The organism is Prosthecobacter sp. (genome assembly GCF_044226605.1).
GTDB lineage: Bacteria > Verrucomicrobiota > Verrucomicrobiia > Verrucomicrobiales > Verrucomicrobiaceae > Prosthecobacter.
Genome location: NZ_JBGAGS010000012.1, coordinates 175,519 through 197,039, shown reverse-complemented (window position 1 = coordinate 197,039; position 21,521 = coordinate 175,519). Strand labels below are relative to the sequence as shown.

Below are 21,521 nucleotides of genomic sequence, written 5' to 3'. Positions count from 1 at the left end.
ACCTCAACGGCTTTAATAACACCATCGCCCGCCTTGGCCTTACCAATGACGGCGGTTCTAACGGCAACAACGGTCCGGCGGTGCTCACCGGTCTCGGCACCCTCACTGTGGTGGCCGCCCAGGCTCTGACGGTGACAACGACTGCGGGTTCGAACACGGTCACATTCAACACGGCCCCTGGAGCCGTGATTGCCAATGGCACCCCGATCGTCGGCGTCGGCATTCCGGACGGCACGGTCATCACAGGCAGCACGTCCAGCACGACCTACACGCTTTCCAATGCCGCCACGGCCACTGGCACCGTTTCCGTTCCGGTGAGCGCCTCCACGACGGCTGGCAACAACACCCTGACGTTTGCGATCGCCCCTGGCGGCGGCAATCTGGCAGTGGGAACTCCAGTCAGCGGTCTGGGCATTGCCCCAGGCACCACCATTGCGGGCGGCTCGGGCACCAGCTACACCCTGTCTCAGAACTCCACGGCCACAGCCAGCGGCAGCATGGTGGTGGGCGGCGTCATCTCTTCCACCAACCTGCTCAATGCCAACAGCGTTCCGGTGCTGAACGGCTTCCTGAACGGCAGTTCGGGCCTTAACTTTAACGTGGACACCGTTACCTACGTGCCCGGCCAGATCGGCCTGGCGCTGAATGCCGCCATCAACTCAGGCTTCGTGATCAAGACCGGTGCCGGAGTGCTCGGCATCGGCGGGCAGAGCTCCTACAGCGGCGTCACCAATGTTGTCAGCGGCACGCTGGCCTTTGGCCAGAACGGTGCCTTCATCGGCAATTCCCAGGTCATTCTCGGCAGCGGCACCTCCCTCGACGCACGCGGCCTGGCTGGCATCACCGGCTTGGTGGTGGGGTCGGGTTCCATCACCAACTACAATCTTACCACCCAGGGGACCCTGGTGACTGGCTACGACAACTCCAGCGGCACTTTCTCCGGCACCTTCACCAGCCCGTTTGTCAATGGTCTGCTGAATGTGACCAAGGTTGGCACGGGCACCTGGACACTGACGGGCGACAGCACGGCTGGCGCCACGGCCACTGTCTCCAACATCCTTACACTCAATCAGGGCAACACAGTTCTGACAGGCGCTGCCGGAAGGGTGAACTTCCGCACCATCACCGTCGACTCTGGCGGCGTGCTGACCATTAACAACTCCACCGCCAACCTGGCGAACCGCCTGGGCAGTGCCTCGGACGGCACCCCCGGCCAGTATACGGACTTTAGCACGGCTACACCGACCAACCGCGCCGTGAACCTGCAGGGCGGCGTGCTGAATGTGATCGGCTCCAGCTCGGGTGCTCTGGCGGAAAACCTCGGTGCGCTCACTATTCAGAACGGTGCAAGCACGCTCACCATCACTCCTGGCAGTGGCGGCACGAACGTCCTCACCTTCCGGACCCTTAACGCCGCAACCAACGTCAGCGCCGGCGGAACGCTCCTGCTCCGTGGTACCAACCTGGGCTCCACTGCTGCAGCCAATGTGGCCAACTTTGTGGGCGTCAGTGCTCCGGCGCTCATTGGCAACAATGGCGTTGCGGGCACCCAGACCATGAGCATCCGTCCCGACATCATCGGCGACAAGAGCCTCACCGGTTCGGGAACGGGCTTCGTGACCTACATCAACGGCACGGGGTTCAGGCTGCTGACCGATACGGAACAGGCCAGCACTGTTGGCGCGCAGCCGGTTGTCCCGCAGGCGGCCGCCACCTTTACAAACTCCTTCCTCAATTCCTCTCTGTCGACCAACATCGCTCTTACGATCAACACCGGGATCAACAGCCTTGTTCTGCAAAACAAAGGCGGTGTGTTTTTCTCTGGCGGCGCCCTTCCCGCTTTGGCGAATCCCTCGGGCACCCTCTACAACGCTTCGGGCACGCTGCACTCCCTGCTCATCAACAGCGGCGGCATCCTTGCCCTGCCTGGCAACACCGGATTCACGGGCGGTGTGGTCTCGACCGGCACCACCAACCAGCTGATCTTCTACACGGTGGGTGATCTTGCGTTCAACAGCTACATCAATGCTTCTGGCAACCTGGGAGTCGTCAAGTCTGGCGCAGGCAGGCTGATCCTCGGCCGCAGCAGTCTGAGCGGCGGCACCACCACAGTCAATGAAGGCACATTGGTGCTCAATTCGGGCTTCAACAACACACTGCTTGTCACCCCGACCGCATCCGTCGCCACGGTCTATGATCTCCGCCTTAACGGTGGGACCGTTGATTTGAATGGCAGCAGCCAGATGGTGGGCGCGCTCAGCAGCAACGCCACTTCGAACGTGGGCGGCGCCACCACTGCGGTGGCCAATTCGGGAGGCAACATCACCAACACCAGCGCCAATGCGGTGAACTTCTACACCAGCACATCCGCCGCCTCTGCGTTTGGCGGAGTCATCTCCAACACCGGTGGCGCTCTGTCTGTCTACAAATCCGGAACCGGCACCCTCACACTGACCAGCGCACAGACCTACACCGGCTCCACGAACATCCTCGGTGGCGGCCTCATTCTGCGCGACAATGGCGCCCTGACCCAGACCAGCGCTGTGAACATCAAGTATGCAACGCTCACCCTGGACAATCAGGGCATGGCGGACAACTCCGCGCGCCTGCCAGCCTCAGCAGCGATCAACCTGAGCGGTGGCGCCATTGTCATCAACGCGCGTCAAGCCATCGACACCCAGACTCTTGGCACGGTGACCCTTGCTGAAGGCTCGTCCTCTGTGACGATGAATCAATTCGGCACCGTCTCTTCCGGAGCCTATGCGGTGACTCTCTCGAACCTCGCCCGCACTGCTTCCAACGGCGGAGTGATCAACTTTGCGGCAGGTTCCAGCCAGACGTTTGGCGCCACCTCCAATGCGGTGACCACCGGGGCGCCCGCCCAGCCGCAGGTGTTCATCAATCAGATCAACGGCGTTAATTTCAACCAGGCGGCAATGGTCAACGGCATCATCGGTGGCTGGGCCGTCGTGAACGGCTCGGAGTTTGCCTCTTACCAGAACGCCTATGGCATCAGCACCCTTGGCAATACGGGGGCCGGTTATGCCGGTTATGGCTCCACTGACATCACTTCGGCAGCAGCCACCCACAACGTCAATGATGGCAGCAACCGCACGCTCACCGTCAGCAAGACCATCAATTCTCTCCGCAATGCTCCAGGCGCCGCACAGACGCTCACCCTCGGTACTGCCGCCACTCCGGTGACGTTGAACATTGCCAGCGGTGGCTACATCACCAACGCCAACTTCGCGATCGGCATCGCCGCGGGTTCTGTTGGTTCCGCCCTGACCTCGGGCTCGTCTGACTTGTTCGTCTGGGTGAATCAGAACACGACGACGATCAGCTCCAAGATCACCGGAAACATTGGATTGGTGAAGTCCGGACCGAACACTTTGGTTCTTGGCTCCAGCGCCACGCTTACCTCCAACACCACCAACGCGAGCGCGGTGGTGACGATGGCCAGCACCAACGGGCTGGCGGCCGGTCTGCCAGTGTCCGGCACCGGTATTCCTGCAGGCACCACCATTCTTTCAGTGGACAGCCCGACACAGATCACTCTTTCCTCGGCTGCCACGGCCACCACTGCGAACGTGGGGCTTACCTACAGCCTGGGCAACAACGCTGCCAGCCTTGCCGCCAGCACGGTGGTGGCCCGCAACACGCTCACCTTGGGCAGCACGGCAGGCCTGACGGTCGGCCAGACGGTCAGCGGCACGGGCATCACCGGCACCGCGACCATTCAGTCCATTCTCAATGGTACGCAGGTGGTGATCTCCAGCGACGCCACGGCTACTGGGACTTCAAGCCTGACTTACTCTTCCGTGGCCGCTCAGACGGGTTCCATCAGCTCCACCACCGCCGCCAATTCCACCACGATCACTGTGGCAAACACCCAGGGCCTGAGCGTCGGCCAGACCGTAACGGGAGCCAACATTCCCGCAGGGGCGACGATCACCGCAATTCTTAACGGCACTCAGGTGCAGATCTCCGCAGCCGCCACCGCTGCCGCGACCGGCGCTCTGACATACGGCACCTACACCCCGGTGAACGGGGCCGTCTCATCCACCACCACATCCACAGGCACGCAGGTCACTCTTGCCAGCACGGCGGGACTCGTCGTCGGGCAGCCTGTCTGGGGCGCAGGCATCCCAAGCGGCAGCACGATTGTGTCGGTGGACAGCCCGACCCAGGTGACGATCTCGCAGGCCGCCACCGCGTCCGGCACCGGTGTCTATGTGAACTACACGCCAGGCCAGACGGTGACACTTGCCAGCGCGATCACCAACGGCAGCAATTTGGTGAACGTGGCGAGCACGAAGGGCCTCGTTGTGGGCCAGCCAGTGACGGGAGCAGGCATCCCGAATGGCACGGTCATCACAGCGATCAATGCCAACGGCACCCAGCTGACTCTCTCCAATGCCGCCACAGCGGACGGAACCACGGCCACCTATACCACAGCGCCGGTGCAGCTGCGCAACGACTACACTGGCACGACGGTCGTGAACCAGGGTACTTTGAGTCTCTCCTCCGGAGTTAACAACACGATCCTTATTCCTGGAGATCTCACCATCAATGGCGGCGCGGTGACGTTTGCGAACACGAACGTGGGCCAGATCGTCTCCACCAGCAATATCACGATCGGCGGCACCGGCACCTTCACACTGCCGAACTATTCCTCAGCAATCAGCAACACCTATGCCAGCCTGAAATTGAACGGCACGGGAGGCGGTTCCGCGCCGCTGTTCTCGTTTGGCACTCCCACCGCGATCAGCACGGTCGTGCTGACGAAACCCAATGCGATCACCGTGGTGAACGACAACCTCGCCTTCACGCCCACCATCTCGGGGGCCGCCAACCTGAGCGTGCTGAACCTCAGCGATGCCAACCCGGTCATTGATGTGAGCGGTCTCTCTCCTCAGGGCTTGCTCATCACCGGCGTGGCGCTTGACAGCACGGGTGGCGGCACCATCAAGAAGACAGGCAATGGTTCGCTGATTTTCGGCGGAGCCACAGCCAACCCGCTGACCAACGGACTGCGCATCAGCGGTGGCACGGTCATCTTTGACAACACGGCAGGCGTGAACCCCTATGGCACCGGGATTATCACCTTGGATGATCAGGTCACCATCATGGCTGGCACCGGAGCTCGCACCATTTCCAATGCCATCACTGTCAATGGTGGGTTCACTTTCGGCGGGACCCCCAATGGCGGCGCGCCAACCGTCAACAATCTGACTTTGAGCGGAGCGATCACCCTGTCGGCTGGTTCGCATACCATCACGGTGACCAGCCCGCTGGTTACCGCCACGATCAGCGGCAAAATCTCGGGTGGCAATGGTCTCACCCTTGCAGGCGCCGGGACGCTGGTGCTCTCCAATGCTGGCAACAATTACGTCGGTGCCACCACGGTGTCCGGCGGTCTGCTCAAGCTCTCGGCTACGGGAGGAGTTATTCCGGACTCCTCCAGCCTGGTGGTGGGTGCGACGGGCGTGGTGGACATCAATGCCATCAACGAAACCGTCGGCTCCCTTGCGGGCAACGGCTTGATCACCAACTCAAATACGGCGGCCACTCTGACCATTGGTGGGGACAATACCAACACCACCTTTGGCGGTATCATCACCAATTCCAACACCACCAACCTGCTGAATCTGGTGAAGATCGGCACCGGCATTCAAACCCTGAACGGCTTGAACAGCTATTCGGGCAAGACCACCATTCAGAATGGTGCCATCAGCGTGAATTCGCTCAAGGCGGTCAGCGGTGGGGCGAGCGGTCTTGGCGCTCCCACGGCGTTGACTCCCGGCACGATTGATCTTGGAAACGGCGCGAATACCGGCGGATTGATCTACACGGGTTCTGGCGACACAACGAACCGAGTCATCAACCTCGCGGGCACCACGGGTGGCGGCTATCTGGAAGCCTCCGGCACCGGCGCCATCGTCTTCAACACCTCAACCTTCACAGCGGGTGGCACAGGCATCAAAACGCTTACGCTGCAAGGGACCAACACGGGTGACAACACCATTGCGGCCATCATCCCCAACAAGGACACCACCAACACCACCTCGGTGGTCAAAACGGGCGCTGGCACCTGGGTGCTTTCCGGCGCGAACACCTACACGGGAACCACCAGTGTCAACCAAGGCACGCTCATCCTGCGCAAAGCCACCGCAACCAGTACGCTGAACAATACGCCGATCACCGTGGCCAATGGCGCCACGCTGCGTGTGGACGGCTCCTACACGGCCGGCCTTACCGCCACCTCCAACGCCGGTGCCACGCTCGCGATGAACGCTGGCTCCAACTTCACCATGAGCGGGGACAACGCCATCAGCGTCTTCACACTCCAGCAGGGTGCTTCGGTTGGCTCCGGTCTCACCATTGATTCTTCGGGTGGACGCACTTCCACTCTCGCTTTCGACATCGGCGGCCTCACCACAACCGCGGACAAAATCGTTGTTACCCGCCCCATCGTCATCACCTCTCCCGATGGCAACTTGACGCGCATCACCATCAATGCGCTCGCCGGCACTTCCAGCCTCACCGCCAACACCACGAATGGCTACGATCTGATCACCACTTCCGCCACCCTGACGGGCGCGAACAATCTGACCCTCGCCACGCCGTTCCTGATGCTGAATCCGACCACGGCCTACAGCCTCACACTCAAGACCGACGTGGCTGGCAAAGTGTCTCTCCTCGTCGCGACCCAGACGGTCAACACTCTCTACTGGACCGGTGGCTCCAGCAAACTCTGGAACGACGCAGGCAACTGGAAAAACGATATCGCAGGGGGCGGAACGGGATCTGTCCCTGCCAATGTGGACACCGTCAATTTCACCGCCAACACCGCGACCAATCTGGACACCACCCTGGGACAAAACATCTTTGTTGGCACGGTCAACTTTGGTTCTGGAGCAGGGGCCACCAGCAGCGTCTCCGTGGGCGGCACCTTCAGCCTGACGATTTATGGTTCTCTCAATGTGGCCGCCAGTTCCGTGGCGCACAGCATCAGCGCTCCGGTCATCCTTGGCTCCAGCCAGACCTGGACCATCAGCAACAGCGGCGCTGCCAACGCCTTCACCGCCAGCGGAGTCATCAGTGACAACGGCAACAATTTTGGCCTGACCAAGGCCGGACCCGGCACCCTCGCTCTGACCAACCCTGCCAACACCTACACGGGTGCCACCTCCATCACCGGCGGTGTTTTGAATGCAGGCACTCTGACCGATGGCGGGCTTGCCAGCAGCATCGGCGCCTCCTCCGCAGCCTCTGCGAATCTGGTGCTTTCTGGCGGCACTCTGCAATACACCGGCAGCGCCAATGCTTCCACCGACCGCCTCTTCACGCTGCTGACCGCTGGCGGTGCCATCGACTCGTCTGGCACGGGCACGCTCACCTTCAGCAGCTTCGGAAGGATGGATCAGACGGACATTTCCTCCTCGGCTCATGTGATGAACTCCGGCATTGCGGCCGATGGAACCATCACCTCGGCATCTTTCACGATCACCAACGTTAATACCGCGGGGCTCTTCGTGGGCATGCACATCACGGGGCAGGGCATCCCCGCCGGCGCCACCGTTGCCTCCATCAATTCCGGAACCAACACCATCACCATCGACAAGGCCATTTATTATGACGATGACGGTGATTTCACCAATGGCGTTCCTGCCAGCGTGGACGAGTCTGTGAACTTTGGCGCTTCCCGCACGTTGACTCTGACTGGCAGCAATACCGGCTCGAACCTGTTCAACGTCCTGCTTTCTGACACGAATGGCGGAGCGACCCTCAGCCTCGTCAAGACTGGTGCGGGCAACTGGATTCTGGGAGGTGCCAACACCTTCACCGGAGCCGTCAGCATCCAGAATGGATCGCTCACCGTCAGCAGCCTGAACAGCGTGAACAATGGCACGCCGCTCCTCCCAAGCAGCAGCCTTGGTGCACCTACCTCTGTCGCGGGAGGCACCATCGCCCTTGGCAGCCTTGCCACAGCGGGCAGCCTGATCTACACCGGCGCAGGAGAGCAGACTGACCGTGTGTTTGACCTGGCTGGCACGACTGGTGGCGGTGCCATTTTCGCCTCGGGCACAGGCGCATTGGTCATCTCCAGTGCTCTGACCGCCTCCGGCGCAGGCAGCAAGACGCTGACCCTCAGCGGCAGCAACACGGGTGCCAACGCCTTTGAAGGAGCCATCGTGGACAACAGCGCTTTCAATCTCACTTCGGTGGTGAAGGACGGCGCTGGCAGCTGGATCCTCTCTGGAGCAAACACCTTCTCCGGCAGCCTCAGCATCCTCAACGGTTCTCTGACGGTCAGCTCCATCAACAGTGTTTCCGGCGGCACGGCCAGCAGCAGCATGGGCGCTCCCAAGACCGTGGCCAATGGCACCGTCAACGTCGGCAGCGACACGTCCACCGGCACCCTGAATTACAATGGCACGGGTGAAACCACTGACCGTGTGTTCAACCTTGCGGGCACCACCGGTGGCGCCACCATCCAGTCCAACGGCAGCGGCGCCCTGACCTTCAACGGAGCCTTCACTGCCACGGGAGCGGGAGCCAAAACGCTCACGGTCGGCGGCACATATGCAGCCAGCTCCAACACCATCAACGGTGTCATCAGCGACAACGCCCCGGGCAATCCGACTTCGTTTGTGAAAGCAGCGGATTCAAGCTCCTGGGTGCTTGGCGGAGTGAACACCTACACCGGCTCCACCACCGTCAATGGCGGCATGCTGCAGGTTGGCGTGGCCGGCGTCGGCCGGACGGGCTCAGGAGCTACAGTGATCAATTCAGATGCTACGCTGGCAGGTTCCGGCCTTGTCAATGGCACGGCATCCGTCACCAACCACATCATCAACAGCGGTGGCATCCTCTCTCCGGGTGACATGGGCGGTGCCAGCAACGGCACCCTGACCATCAACGGAAACCTGCAGCTCGCCACTGGCTCCATCGCCAACTTCCAGGTCTCGGCCACCACCGGCAACGATGGCGGCATCCTGGCCCAGCTCCTGGGTGGAACCTACGACAGCCTGGGCGGCTACCGCGACAGCGCCAGCACGCTCACTCTGTGGAACAACTACCTGCCATCCTCGGGCCAGAGCGACTTTATCAATCTCAATGGCACGCTCCTGCTTGGTCAGGCGACCTTCAATGTGATCGACAACGGTTTTGTGGCCAATGCGAAGCTGGGCGACGTGCTGAATCTCGGCAACTGGCTGGCCGTTGACGGCTCCTCCTCCTTCAATGCCGGCACCAACTACCGCAATGGTGGCACCGGCGGCGGCAACCTCAACCTGCCAACCCTCAACGGCGGCCTGGTCTATGACATCAGCAAGTTCCTCACCGACGGCATCATCGTCATCATCACCACGCCTCCAGTCATCCCGGTCAAGCAGAGCTACTACAACCTCGCTGGCAACGGTTCGTGGAACCTCGCCACCAACTGGAAGCCAGCCACGGCCCCGGATGGCAGCGCTTACATTGCCGTCTTCACTTCCAACATCACCTCGAATGCCATCGTCACTCTGGACGGCACCAAGACCGTCGGAAAAGTGATCATTGGCGACCAGAACAACTCCAACTTCTTCACTCTTGCCCAGGGCACGGGTGGCAGCCTGGTCTTTGACAACGGCGCCTATGGTCGCGCTCTGCTGAGCAAGGTTCTGACCAACAGCGGCACCGTGGGCGTCGATGTGGTCGCCGCTCCAGTGCAGCTGAAATCCTCCTTGAACATCAACGTCAACTCCGGTGGTGCAGCCGGCCGTCTGGACATCAGCGGAGCCATCTCAGAGGTGACTCCTGCCATGAGTGTGACCATCATGGGCGCTGGCCGTGTGACTTACAGCGGCATCACCGCAAACACCTACACGGGAGACACCCGCGTCTTCAACCGCGGCTTTGGCGATGCCACCAACGCGCAGCTCGTGCTTGCCAAGACGCAGTCCACCAATGGCGGCACAGCCACTTTCACCACCGCCAATGGCAGCAATCTGGTCACTACTTCCGGCGACCTCACCACGCAGCTGTATGCTGGCATGTCGATCTCTGGCGTGTCATCCATTCCTGCCTCTGCTGTCATCAGCAGTGTGTTGTATAACTCCGCCCTGAACCGGACGGAAATCACCCTTTCCGCCAACGCCACTGGAGCGGCCACCACCGCCGCCGCCTACGGTGCGTTTGGCTCGCTGGCATTCAACAGCACCGCCGGCAGCGGTACGCTGACGATCACCGGCAACTACGTCAACCGCCTCGTCACCGGCATGCCGCTGGGTGGCAACCCCAACCTTCCAGCGGGCGCGCTGGTGGGAGCGGTCAGCTACAATGCTGCCACCAACACCACCTCGGTGACCATGTTCTCGAACGTCACCGGCTCCGGTGTGGGCGCTCTCACGACTGCGACTGGCGTGGCCACCACTTATGGCAGCTTTGCCACCACGGCGAGCGGCAGTTCCACCGTGACGGTGGGATCCACCGCCGGCTTCTATCCTGGCATGCCGATCACCGGCAACCCCAACATTCCTGCAGGTGCCACCGTCGTCTCCGTGACGAACGCCACGCAGTTCGTCATGTCGGTTCCCGCGACGGCTGCTGGAACGGCGGTGACCACGGTCTTCGGCACCAATGTGAGCAATGGCTCCATCGCCGGCAATCTTATCATCGGCAACATGAGCCTCGGCGGCCTGGGCAACGCGGTCGTGGCACTTGGGGGTCATGAGCAGATCGCTGACACTGCGCTGATCCGCTTTGACTCCGGCAACGGCTCGGCAGCCACGGGCAACAGCGGCAACAACTCCTACTTCAAGATGATGGGATTTGATGAGACGGTGAGGGGACTCTCCGACTACACGGCCAGCGGCGTCATTGAAAATACGGAAGGCGAGGCAAACCCATTCGACAGCACGCTGACGCTCAACACCACCGACCTCCAGAGCTTCAACGGCTTCCTGCGCAACCGTGCCAACAACAACGGCACCGGCATCCTCAACTTGATTGTCAGCGGCAGCGGCACGCAGGTGCTCGGGCTTGGCAACATCAACTACACCGGCTTCACCACTATCAACGCCGGAGCCACGCTGGTACTCGACACCACCAGCAACTTCAACAGCATCCTTACCAACAATGGCACGCTCGGCATCCGCAGCACCGGCACTTCATGGAACTTTGCTGAAATCGTGACTGGAAATGGCACTGCCTTCCGCGATGGCGGCGGCGGGACTGTGACCATCACCACGCCGAACCAGCAGGCTACCTGGACCTCCGGCAGCACGACGGTGACGGTGGGTTCCACCACGGGACTGAGTGTCGGCATGGGCGTGACCGGCAATGGAATTCAGCCCGGCACCACGATCGCCAGCATCATCAATGGCAATCAGTATACCCTCAGCGTTGCTCCTACCGCAGGCGCCACTCTGACCAACCTGAATTACACCGGCACGGCGCTGAAGAGCGGCGCCACCACCAACTCCACCGTTCTGGGCAGCACCACGGTGACCCTGACCAGCACGACCGGTCTTACGGTTGGCATGGCAGTTTCGGGCGCAGGCATCCCCAATGGCAGCGTGATCCGCAGCATCAGCGGCAATCAGATCACGATCTCGACGGCGGCCACGGCCACCAACAACGGCCAGTTCTTCTCCTTCGGCAGCATGGTCAACTTCGGCGGCGGCTTGACCGTCTATGATGGCACCGTGAACGCCAGCAGCGTCACCACCTTCTCCACCCCGACTACAGTGGGGGGCAGCGGATTCAACATCCGCGGTCTGGAAAGCCTCGTCACGGTGAACTGGCTGCAGCCCGTGAACGTCACGGCTGGCGGACTGCACATCAAAGGCACGGGTGACAACACCATCAATGGCGCGGTGCTGAACGTTCAGTCCTACAGCAACGTCTCCGGCGTGATCGACCTCGCCGGCGGTGATCTCCGTATCAATGGCGTCAATGGTGCGATCACCGGAGTGACCGCTATCAACCTCACAGGCAGCGGCAACTCGGGCAACGGCAACAATATTCCGGGGCTGGTCATCCAGAACCGTGCCACAGTGGTGAACAGCGTGCTCGACAACAGCGCCAATCTGGCTGACCGCCTGCCTAATTCTGCGGCGATCAACATGAATGCAGGACGTCTGGTGCTGACCGGGCAGGGCGACAGCTCGAACCCCACCGCCGTCTTCGCGGAAACCGTCGGCGCTCTTAAGTTCCTGGGCGGCTCAAACTACATCGCGAGCACGATGACCAATGCGGCCAGCAACACGCTGACGTTCTCCAGCTTTGCAGGACGCTCCATCGGAGGCACGGTGTTGTTTGACACCTTCAATGGCAGCAATCCCGTCGGAACGATCAAAATCACCGGACTTACCAACACCTCCACAGGCATTGTTGGAAGCTGGGCGGTGGTCTCCACCAACGTGAGCAACGCCCAGCTTTATGAGTGGGCGGCTTCGTCGTCATCCACCATCTCCGCCTACTCCGGGTACAGCACCTCGGCCATCAGTGGCTGGACGAATGCGGCGCTTAACGTCAAGATGAGCGGTGGCAATCAGACTTCCGCCGCCAATACGGCCTACACGATCAACACGCTGAACATTCAGGACACCGCCGCGCGGACGCTCACCATCGCCAGCGGCAGCATCCTGAAACTCGAGAGCGGCGGTCTGCTTTCCTCCCGCGCCAACCATATCATTGCAGGTCCCGGCATTCTCACGGCCGGCGCCGGTGCGGGTTCGGGCACATCGGAACTCATTATCTACAATCCGAACCAGCTGACCATCAATGCCGTCGTGGCTGACTACAGCGTGAACCCCGTCTCGGTGGTGAAATCCGGTGCGGGCACGCTGCTGCTCAATCCGATCTCGGTCAAAACCTCCACTTATGTGGTGGGCAGCAACACCGTCACCGTCACTGGAGGTGGCTTCACGGACCTCCGCATCGGGGCGACGGTCACTGGCACGGGCATCCCGGCGGGCACCACCATCACCGCTCTGAACGGCAATGTTGTCACCCTCTCCGCAGCGGCAACGGCCAATGGCACAAACGCCAACCTGACCTATGGCGTGGTGAACACCTACACTGGCAAGACCATCATCAACGAAGGCGTGGTCCAGATCACCCGTGAGTCTGATCTGGGTGCCAATCCGCAGCAGTTTGTGGCAGATCAGCTCTACCTCAATGGCGGCCGTCTGCTGGTGAACGACACCATGAGCTTTGATGACACCAACCGCGGCATCACCATCGGTGCCACGGACGGCCTCATCTCCGTCTCCGACAGCCGCAAGCTGACGATGGGAGCCACCAATACCATCGACGGCAGGCTCGGCCGCCTCATCTTCGTCACAGACGCCACCCATGAAGGTGTGCTCCAGATCGCTGGCAACAACGACCTCACCGGTGGCCTCGAGACGAATGGCACCACCACCACGGGTGCCACCGTTCTGAGCACCACCTATGTGAATGGCAGCACCACTCTCAAGGTGCCCGCTGGCCTGGTGGACGCTCTTGAAATCGGAGCCACGGTCACCGGCCAGGTGGTCACGCTTCCAGATGGCAGCACCACGACCACCAGCTATGGCATCCAGGCCGGCACGGTCATCACCGCCATCGACAAAAACACGGACACCATCACCATTTCCAAACCCGTCACCGCAGACGGCACCAACATCAGTGTCAGCTATGGCGGATTCAATGTGATGCGCCTCACCGGTGACAACGACATCGGCTTCATCCGCGTGCTGGGATCTGCGATTGAACTGCGTGGAAACAACATCCTTGAAAACGATGTTTCGGTGAACAATGGCACCCTCTATCTCGGCTATCAAGGCGGCGGCACCAACATCCTTAAAGGAGTGCTCACCATCAATTCGGGCAGTGTGGTTCTTAACAGCGACACAGCTCTCCAGGCCGCCAGCGGCACTGGCTACACGCTCAAGCTTCTCGGCGGTGTCATGGATCTTCATGGCTCCGACACCACTGTTTCCAGCCTGACTGGCAGCGGTGCTCTCACCAACGAAGGCACAGGCGTTTCCGTCCTCACGGTGAGTTCGGACGCCAGCTTTAACTTCACGGGAACCATTCGTGACGGCTTCTCCGGAACCGGCAGCGTGTCCGTCGTCAAGACAGGGCAGGGCGTGTTTGGTCTGAGTGGAACCAATGCCTACAGTGGCCCGACGGTGATCCAGGGCGGTACCGTCACTGTGGACAACCTCAACTTCGGCGGCTTCAACAGCGGCATTGGCAACTCCTCCAGCAACGCTGCCAACCTGGTGCTCGACGGCGGTGCTCTGCGCTACGTCAACGCCTTCACCACTTTCACCGACCGTGCGTTCACCCTCGGCACGGGTGTGAATGCCGGTGCTCTGATCGCAGACGGCACACGTCTCAGTTCCACGGTAAACTGGGGCACCGATTTCTCGCCAGCGGCGGCATTCACCGGCTCGGGTGACCGCACCCTGACTCTGGGCGGATCAAACCGTGGCGACAATATCTTTGACATCGTCCTTGGAGACGGCACCGGCGGTCTCACCTCGCTGGCCAAGATCGGCAACGGCACATGGGTCATCGAATCAACCGTTGCCCGCGAAGGCATCACGGTCACTGGCAGCAACAAGATCACCATGACCGACACCTCCCGCATTGCCGTGGGCCAGCAGGTCAGCGGCACCGGCATCCCGGTCGGCAGCAAGGTGGTCAGCATTGATGTCAACAACAGCATCACCATCAGTGCCAATGCCACGGCAAACGGAGACATCTCCGTGTCCGTGCAGGGCAACAGCTACGGCGGTGAAACCGTGGTGCTGGCAGGCATCCTGGCCACCACGGTCGACGGAGCCTTCGGCGCTCAGGGCGGGGCAGGGGTGGTCATCGGTGGCGGCACCAATGGCAGCAACGTTCTGGGCAACCAGAACGCCACTCTGGACCTGCGCAACGTGGCCTACAACACCATCGAGCAGATGTTCCTCTCGGGCGGCACGCTGGCCACCACCACAGGAAACAGCTCCTGGGCTGGCACGGTGACCATCTCGGCAAACTCCAACATTCTTGTCAATGCGGGCGCGACCCTGACCCTGAGCGGCACCATCGCAGGTGCAGGCGCCATCACACAGCTGGGCGCCGGCACGCTCGTCCTCTCCGGCACTGCCGAGACCATCACGCGCAACACGGCAAGCACCACGGTGGTGCCGAGCTTCACCCTCCAGGCAGGCACGCTCAAGCTCGACTACTCCGTCAATAACACGTCGAAGCTTGCTGACACAGCCTCGCTTACCCTGGGTGGCGGTCGTCTCGGTGGTACCATCATCCTGGTGGGTGGTTCACATACGGAAATCGTTTCCGGCACCACCATCGCCATTGGCAACAACACGATCAGCCGTCAGAGCGGCAATTCCATCCTGCGCCTGAACGGTCTGAGCGTGCAGACCGGCAGCACGCTGAATCTCAGTGCGAATGACATCGCCAGCACTGACACCAACAACACCAACAGCATCCTCGGCGGCTGGGCCACGGTGGGCGGCACCGACTGGGCCGCGAAGAGCAGCTTCAACGAGTCCTTGGTGAACACTGGCAGCACCACAGGCGGCGACCTCCTCATCCGCGCCTTCACCAACTACCTTTCCAGCAGTGCCAATAATGACTGGGCGCTGCCCACGGCTGCCAACTTCGGCGCCAACATGGACATCGTGGGTCCCAGCACGCAGACAAACACCACGCCGAACACCCTGCGCTTCAACACTGGCAATGGCAGCGCCACCAACATGACCGTTACTCTCTCGGGGACCAATACCCTGCAGGGCAGCGGCATTCTCGTCACACCGGGCGTGGGCACAGACGTGGTGGTGATCAATGGTTCTGGCAGCCTTACTGGCGGTGCGGGCTTGAACACGGATCTGCGCATCTACCAGAACAACACGCAGGCTCCGCTGGAAATCTCGGCTGTGATTGCCAACCTGGCTCCGACCAGCCGTTCCGGCACCACTAATTCCGGCTCCAATGTGATCAGCGGCATCAACGTGTCCGGTCTCGCCCCTGGTGTTGCGGTCACGGGAACGGGCATTGCAGCAGGCGCCACCATCAGCAGCATTGATGCAGTGAACGGAACGATCACCCTGAGCAGCAACACCACTGCAACGGGAACGCCAACCCTGTCCTTTACTCCTGTGGCCAATGGATTGAACAAGATCGGCGCAGGCAGCCTCATCCTGTCCGGCCTCAACACCTACACCGGCGTCAACTCCCTCAATGGCGGCGTGCTTACTCTGCGCAGCATGTCTGTGGAAGGCTTCCCGACGGGTGCGGTGCTCTCCACGGTGAACTCCACCACCACCAAGGTGGTCACCCTATCTGGCACCACGACCAATGGTCTCACCTTTGGCCAGACCGTTACTGGCAATGGCCTCCCAGCCGTGCTCAACGTCAGCACCAACACGACATCCGGGTCCAACGTGGTCGTGGTGTCCAGCACCACTGGTCTGACCACCGGCCTCCCTGTGGTGGGACCTGGCATCCCGGCGGGTGCGGTCATTTCTGCCATCACCGGCAACAATGTGACCATCAGCGCGAACGCCACTGCGACGACGAATGGTGCATCCATCAATTATGGTGGGGCCACCATTACTGCCATCAACAGTGACACCCAGATCACTCTCTCCAACGGAGCCACGATTTCGGCCACGCAGAATCTGTCTTATGGCACGATCACCGGCCAGAGCGGCGGCATCAACTCCACCACCTCCAACAACAGCGCCACGGTCACGGTGGCCAGCACCGCTGGTCTCACTCCAGGTCAGGCGATTTCCGGCACGAACATCCCGGTTGGCGCAGTGATTGCCACCATCATCGACGGCACTCGTTTCACCATGTCTCTGACTGCCACCGGGTCCGGGACCAACCTCCTGACCTATTCGGCACCTACTCTTCAGAGCGGTGTCTCCCTGGCCTCCATCACCACAAGCTCCGCACGCCTGGTGCTGCCGAGCACCGTGGGTCTTACCCTGGGTCAGGCCGTCAGCGGCGGGGGCATCCCGGCTGGTGCGGTCATCATCCGCATTCTGGACTCCCACAATGTTGATATCAGCGTTCCTGTCACAGCCACAGGCACCAACAACCTGACCTTCAACTCTCCGACCGTTCTTGGCGCAACGGTGGCCGCCACCACTACCAGCGGCAGCACTACCGTCACATTTGCTTCGGCCGTGGCCGGACTCACCGTCGGTCAGGTCGTCACGGGACCTGGCATCCCAGTGGGGACCACGATCGCGTCCATCCTCAGCGGAACGCAGATCACTCTGTCCAACCCCGTCATGTTCACCTCGGGGTCCAACCTGCTCGCATTCGCCGGACCTGCCAGCACGCTAGGTGCATCGAGCAATGCCGCTTCAAACCTCATCCTTAACAACGGAACCTTCCAGTACAACGGCCTGAGCGCCGTTTCCGACCGCGGCTTCACCATCAATGCGGACGGTATCTTTGATGTGGGCAATGCCAACACCCGCCTTGTGCTGGCAGGCAACATCACGACTCCGGCAGCGGAAGAAAACTACCGCATCATCAAGCTCGGTGCAGGCCTCCTGGAACTGCGCGGCACGCTCACCCCGAATGCTGGCAGCTACGGCATCAGCACGCTCCTCGTCAATGATGGCACGCTGCGTCTCAACGCCACCTACAACGACCAGTTCCTCCGCAATGACGTGGGTTCCATCACCATGGGCGGTGGAGCGCTGGAGCTCCTTGGCGCGCCGGATCGCAGCACGATCCAGAATGTCATTGGCACCTTCAAGATGACCGAGGGCGCCTCGGTGGTCACCGTTTCCAATGTGACCGGCTCCAATGTGGACACCACCCTCAATCTGCAGGACTCCGCCAATCCTTCCAAGGTGAGCTTTGGCACCGGCAGCTCCGCCCTCTTTGTGGAAAACCACAATGGCACCGGTGACGCCAACATCACCCTGGCCGGCCAGTTCGGCATTGACGTCCAGGTTGTTCTCCCACGCATCACCTACAAGACCGACATCGACATCAGAAACCCTGGTGTGAACTACTTCGCCTTCGTGGACTCGAATGGTTACAGCGTCGTGGCTTCGGATAACATCGCCATCGGTGGTGCCACCGCCCATACCATTGTCGGCAATCCGGCCAACTGGCAGGCCTACCAGAATGTGATGGACGGTGCGCTGAGCTTTGACGCCTTCAGCGGAACGACCGGCTCCGCCGCCTCCGTGAACACGATCCGCTTCTTCAACAGCAGCATCGCACGCCAGGCCACCTTCACCAGCGGCAGCAACCAGGTGACCAACATCGTCACCACCGGCCTTGCGGTTGGTCAGGTCGTGCGCAGCATCCCGGGCATTCTGCCCTTCAGCACTACTTACACGATCACGGCCATCAATGCTGCCAACAACAGCATCACGCTGAGCGCCAATGCACAGCTTTCTTCCTCCACAGACAGTCTCTATGTTGACGCCACAAACTTCAGCACCGTCACCATCGCAGACACCCTGACGCTCCTCTCCGGAGCCATCCTGCAGTCCACGCATGCGGGCAACCACGTGAACACGATCACCGGCGGCACCCTCACCAGCGCCCTGAACAACACCGACGGCACTTCGGCGGACCTCATCGTCCACAACTGGAATCCATCGCGCTCGCTCACCATCGCCTCGGTCATCGCCAACAACACCTCCAGTGGCAGGATCGTCAACCTGATCCAGACGGGCGATGGCACCACCGAACTCACGGGAGCGAACACCTATTCGGGCGTGACCTACATCCAGGGTGGTTCGCTGCGCATTGATTCCGCTCTGGCTCTCTCCCCGAACTCCAATGTCCACCTGGAAGGCGGCGTCCTCGGTCTCGGCTTTGGTGGCAGCGACTTCACACGCTTCATCGGCACGGGTGCAGGACAGCTTACTTGGATCACCAGCGGCGGCTTTGCGGCTTATTCCACCTCGCAGGTCGGCTCCACGACCATTTCCACGAAAAACGTGACAGTGGCCTCCACTGCTGGTCTGACGGTGGGAACCTTGGTTTCCGGCACTGGCATCGCTCCGGGAACGACCATTACGGCCATCAATGCCAATGGCACGGACTTCACCATTTCCATCAATGCCACGGCGACTGGCAGCAACACGCTCACCTTCGCCACCGACCGCACCGTGAACATTGGCGGTGCTGGCGCCACGCTGGTCTGGGGCACCGGTGGCTTCGTTCCGGACAATGATTCCCTCATCCTCGGCGCGCAGGACGCGGACAGCACGCTGGTGTTTGCCAACGGCATCGATCTGGGCCGCAAGTCTCGCTTTGTGCAGGTGGTTTCCGGACGCGGCGCTGCAGCCACCACGGATGCCCGCCTGACCGGCCTCATCCAAGGAGACGGCGGCAGCCTGATCAAGGGCGGCTTCGGTTCGCTGGAACTTACCAACACGAGCAACAGCTATTCAGGCGGCACCTACTTGGCAGAAGGCACTCTTATCAGCGCCAGCAGCGCCGCTTTCGGCACCGGTGGCATCTTTGTGGGCACCACCAGCGACACGCGGACGCCTGACCAGGCCCTTGTGCTCTCCTTCCAGCCGACGGCCACTGCCACCGTGTCCAACAACATCACCTATGGCTCCGCCAACTACGAAGGCGTCAGTGTCCTCAGGCTGGGTAACTTGGTCAATAACATCTCCGGCAACCTCGCCATCGACCGCCCTACAGGCAGCAACCTCCTGATTACCACCAGCAACACTTCAGATCCTAGCACGATTGGCAGCGCTGGCGGTGTGACAATGTCCGGTGCTATCACGGGAGCAGGCGGCTTCACCCTCGTCGGCAACGGTACACTTATTCTTGCCAATAGCTCCAATAACTACGGCACACTTTCAGGCACTTCAGGAGCTGCCGTAAATGGAGCCACGGTGATTCGCAATGGTATTTTGACTGTTGGCACTAATGGAGCTCTGAGTGGCTCGACCATTGAACTGGGAGACGCGACCTTCACACTTCCCCTTAGCGCCTCAGTAGCAATCGCCACCAATGGTGCTTCGGTGCTTGGGGTGGATCGCAACACGGTGGGATACACGGCCGACAATCGCGGTTCTTTGGGCGGCTCTTTTGTCTCCAATGGGACAGGCACCGTGGCTGGCAATGGCGATGCCGTCACCACTGGTAACGGAGCCTTCTACAACATCAGCCCGACCATCGACAACCGCACCTTCACCAACGCCAATGTGGGAACCCGCATCCTGGTGAAGGACGAACTTGGCAATCCTGAGCGCAATGGCATTTACCAGATCATCCAGTTCAATGCGGATGGCACCATGAACATTGCTCGTGTCAGCGACTTCAACAGTTCCTCCAACATGCTGTATGGCACCCAGGTTACTGTTGCTTCCGGAGCGACTGGAGGAACCTTCGCAGGCCAGACCTTCTTCATGGCTTCACCGAATATCACCACCGTCAATGGAAGTGGAACGGATCCCGTCATCTGGCAACGCGACGCTAATTCGGCCGATATCAATGTGGCCGTCTTGCAAATCAACAACCCTGCTGTCACGTCGATCACACAGAACATCGATGTGAATTCCAATACAGGTTCGATTACTGCCAATGCGCTTACCGGCATCTACACTTCCAACCCCGTCACTTTCTCCGGCAATATCACCCTGCAGGATCTCAAGGCTGGCGTGAAGGAAAGTCAGACGCTCAACATCGAAACCCTGGCAAAGACGGGTTCTGGTGTGGTCTTCTCGGGTGTGATCAGCGAGGCAGCATCCGGCAGCACCGCCACGGATGACGTGCTTGGTGTCCAGATTAACTACATTCCTTCAACTGCCAACGCGGGCAATGTCACCTTCACCAATCAGAACACCTACAAGGGCCTTACGGATGTGGTTGCCGGAACGTTGTTTGTTAACAATGCCCCAGGTGGATCAGGCACCGGCTTCGGAGCCGTTCAGGTCGGCAACACTGCCACGCTGGCAGGCACGGGCAGCATTGCGCCCGCCGCAGGCAAGAATGTTACCATCAAAACGGGTGGCACACTCAGCGTCGGGGTTCCTACCGATACCCAGGGCAGCCAGTTCACCATCAATCTGCAGACGGGCAGTGTGTTCTCCTTGGCGAATACCAGCACTCTCAAGCTGGACCTCTTCTCCAATCAGGCGGGCTCCACCCTCGCTGAATCGGATCGTCTGGTGTTTACCAAGACCGGCACGCCTACCATCACGATTGGCACCGGCGTGAAGCTGATCGTCAACAACGCCAACAGCCTCGCGCCTTCCAGCTTTGCAGTGGGAGACACCTGGAAGCTGATCGACTGGGCGGGCATCACACCTACCGGGACGTTCACTTTCACCAACGTCACCGGCAACTACACCACTGACTTCACCGATCTTCCAGCCCTTACCGGCGGCCTCATGTGGGACATCAGCCAGCTTTACTCGGCCGGCACCATCATTGTGGCAGTGCCAGAACCTGGACGCCTCCTGCTGCTGGTCCTGAGCCTGCTGGCCCTTGGCTGGAGAAGGCGCCGCCGCTGGGTGGTCTGA

The 21,521-nt window shown here is 60.9% G+C and carries 1 protein-coding gene (running past one end of the window); it reads left to right on the top strand.

Annotated elements, in window-relative coordinates; translation table 11 throughout:
* Positions 1-21,521 carry the 3' portion of an autotransporter-associated beta strand repeat-containing protein gene (locus tag ACILSO_RS18110; protein ID WP_395738852.1) on the top strand. Its footprint begins 14,314 nt before the window's first position, so the window shows 21,521 of its 35,835 coding nt (coding positions 14,315-35,835); the start codon falls outside the window, past its left edge; the stop codon is at positions 21,519-21,521.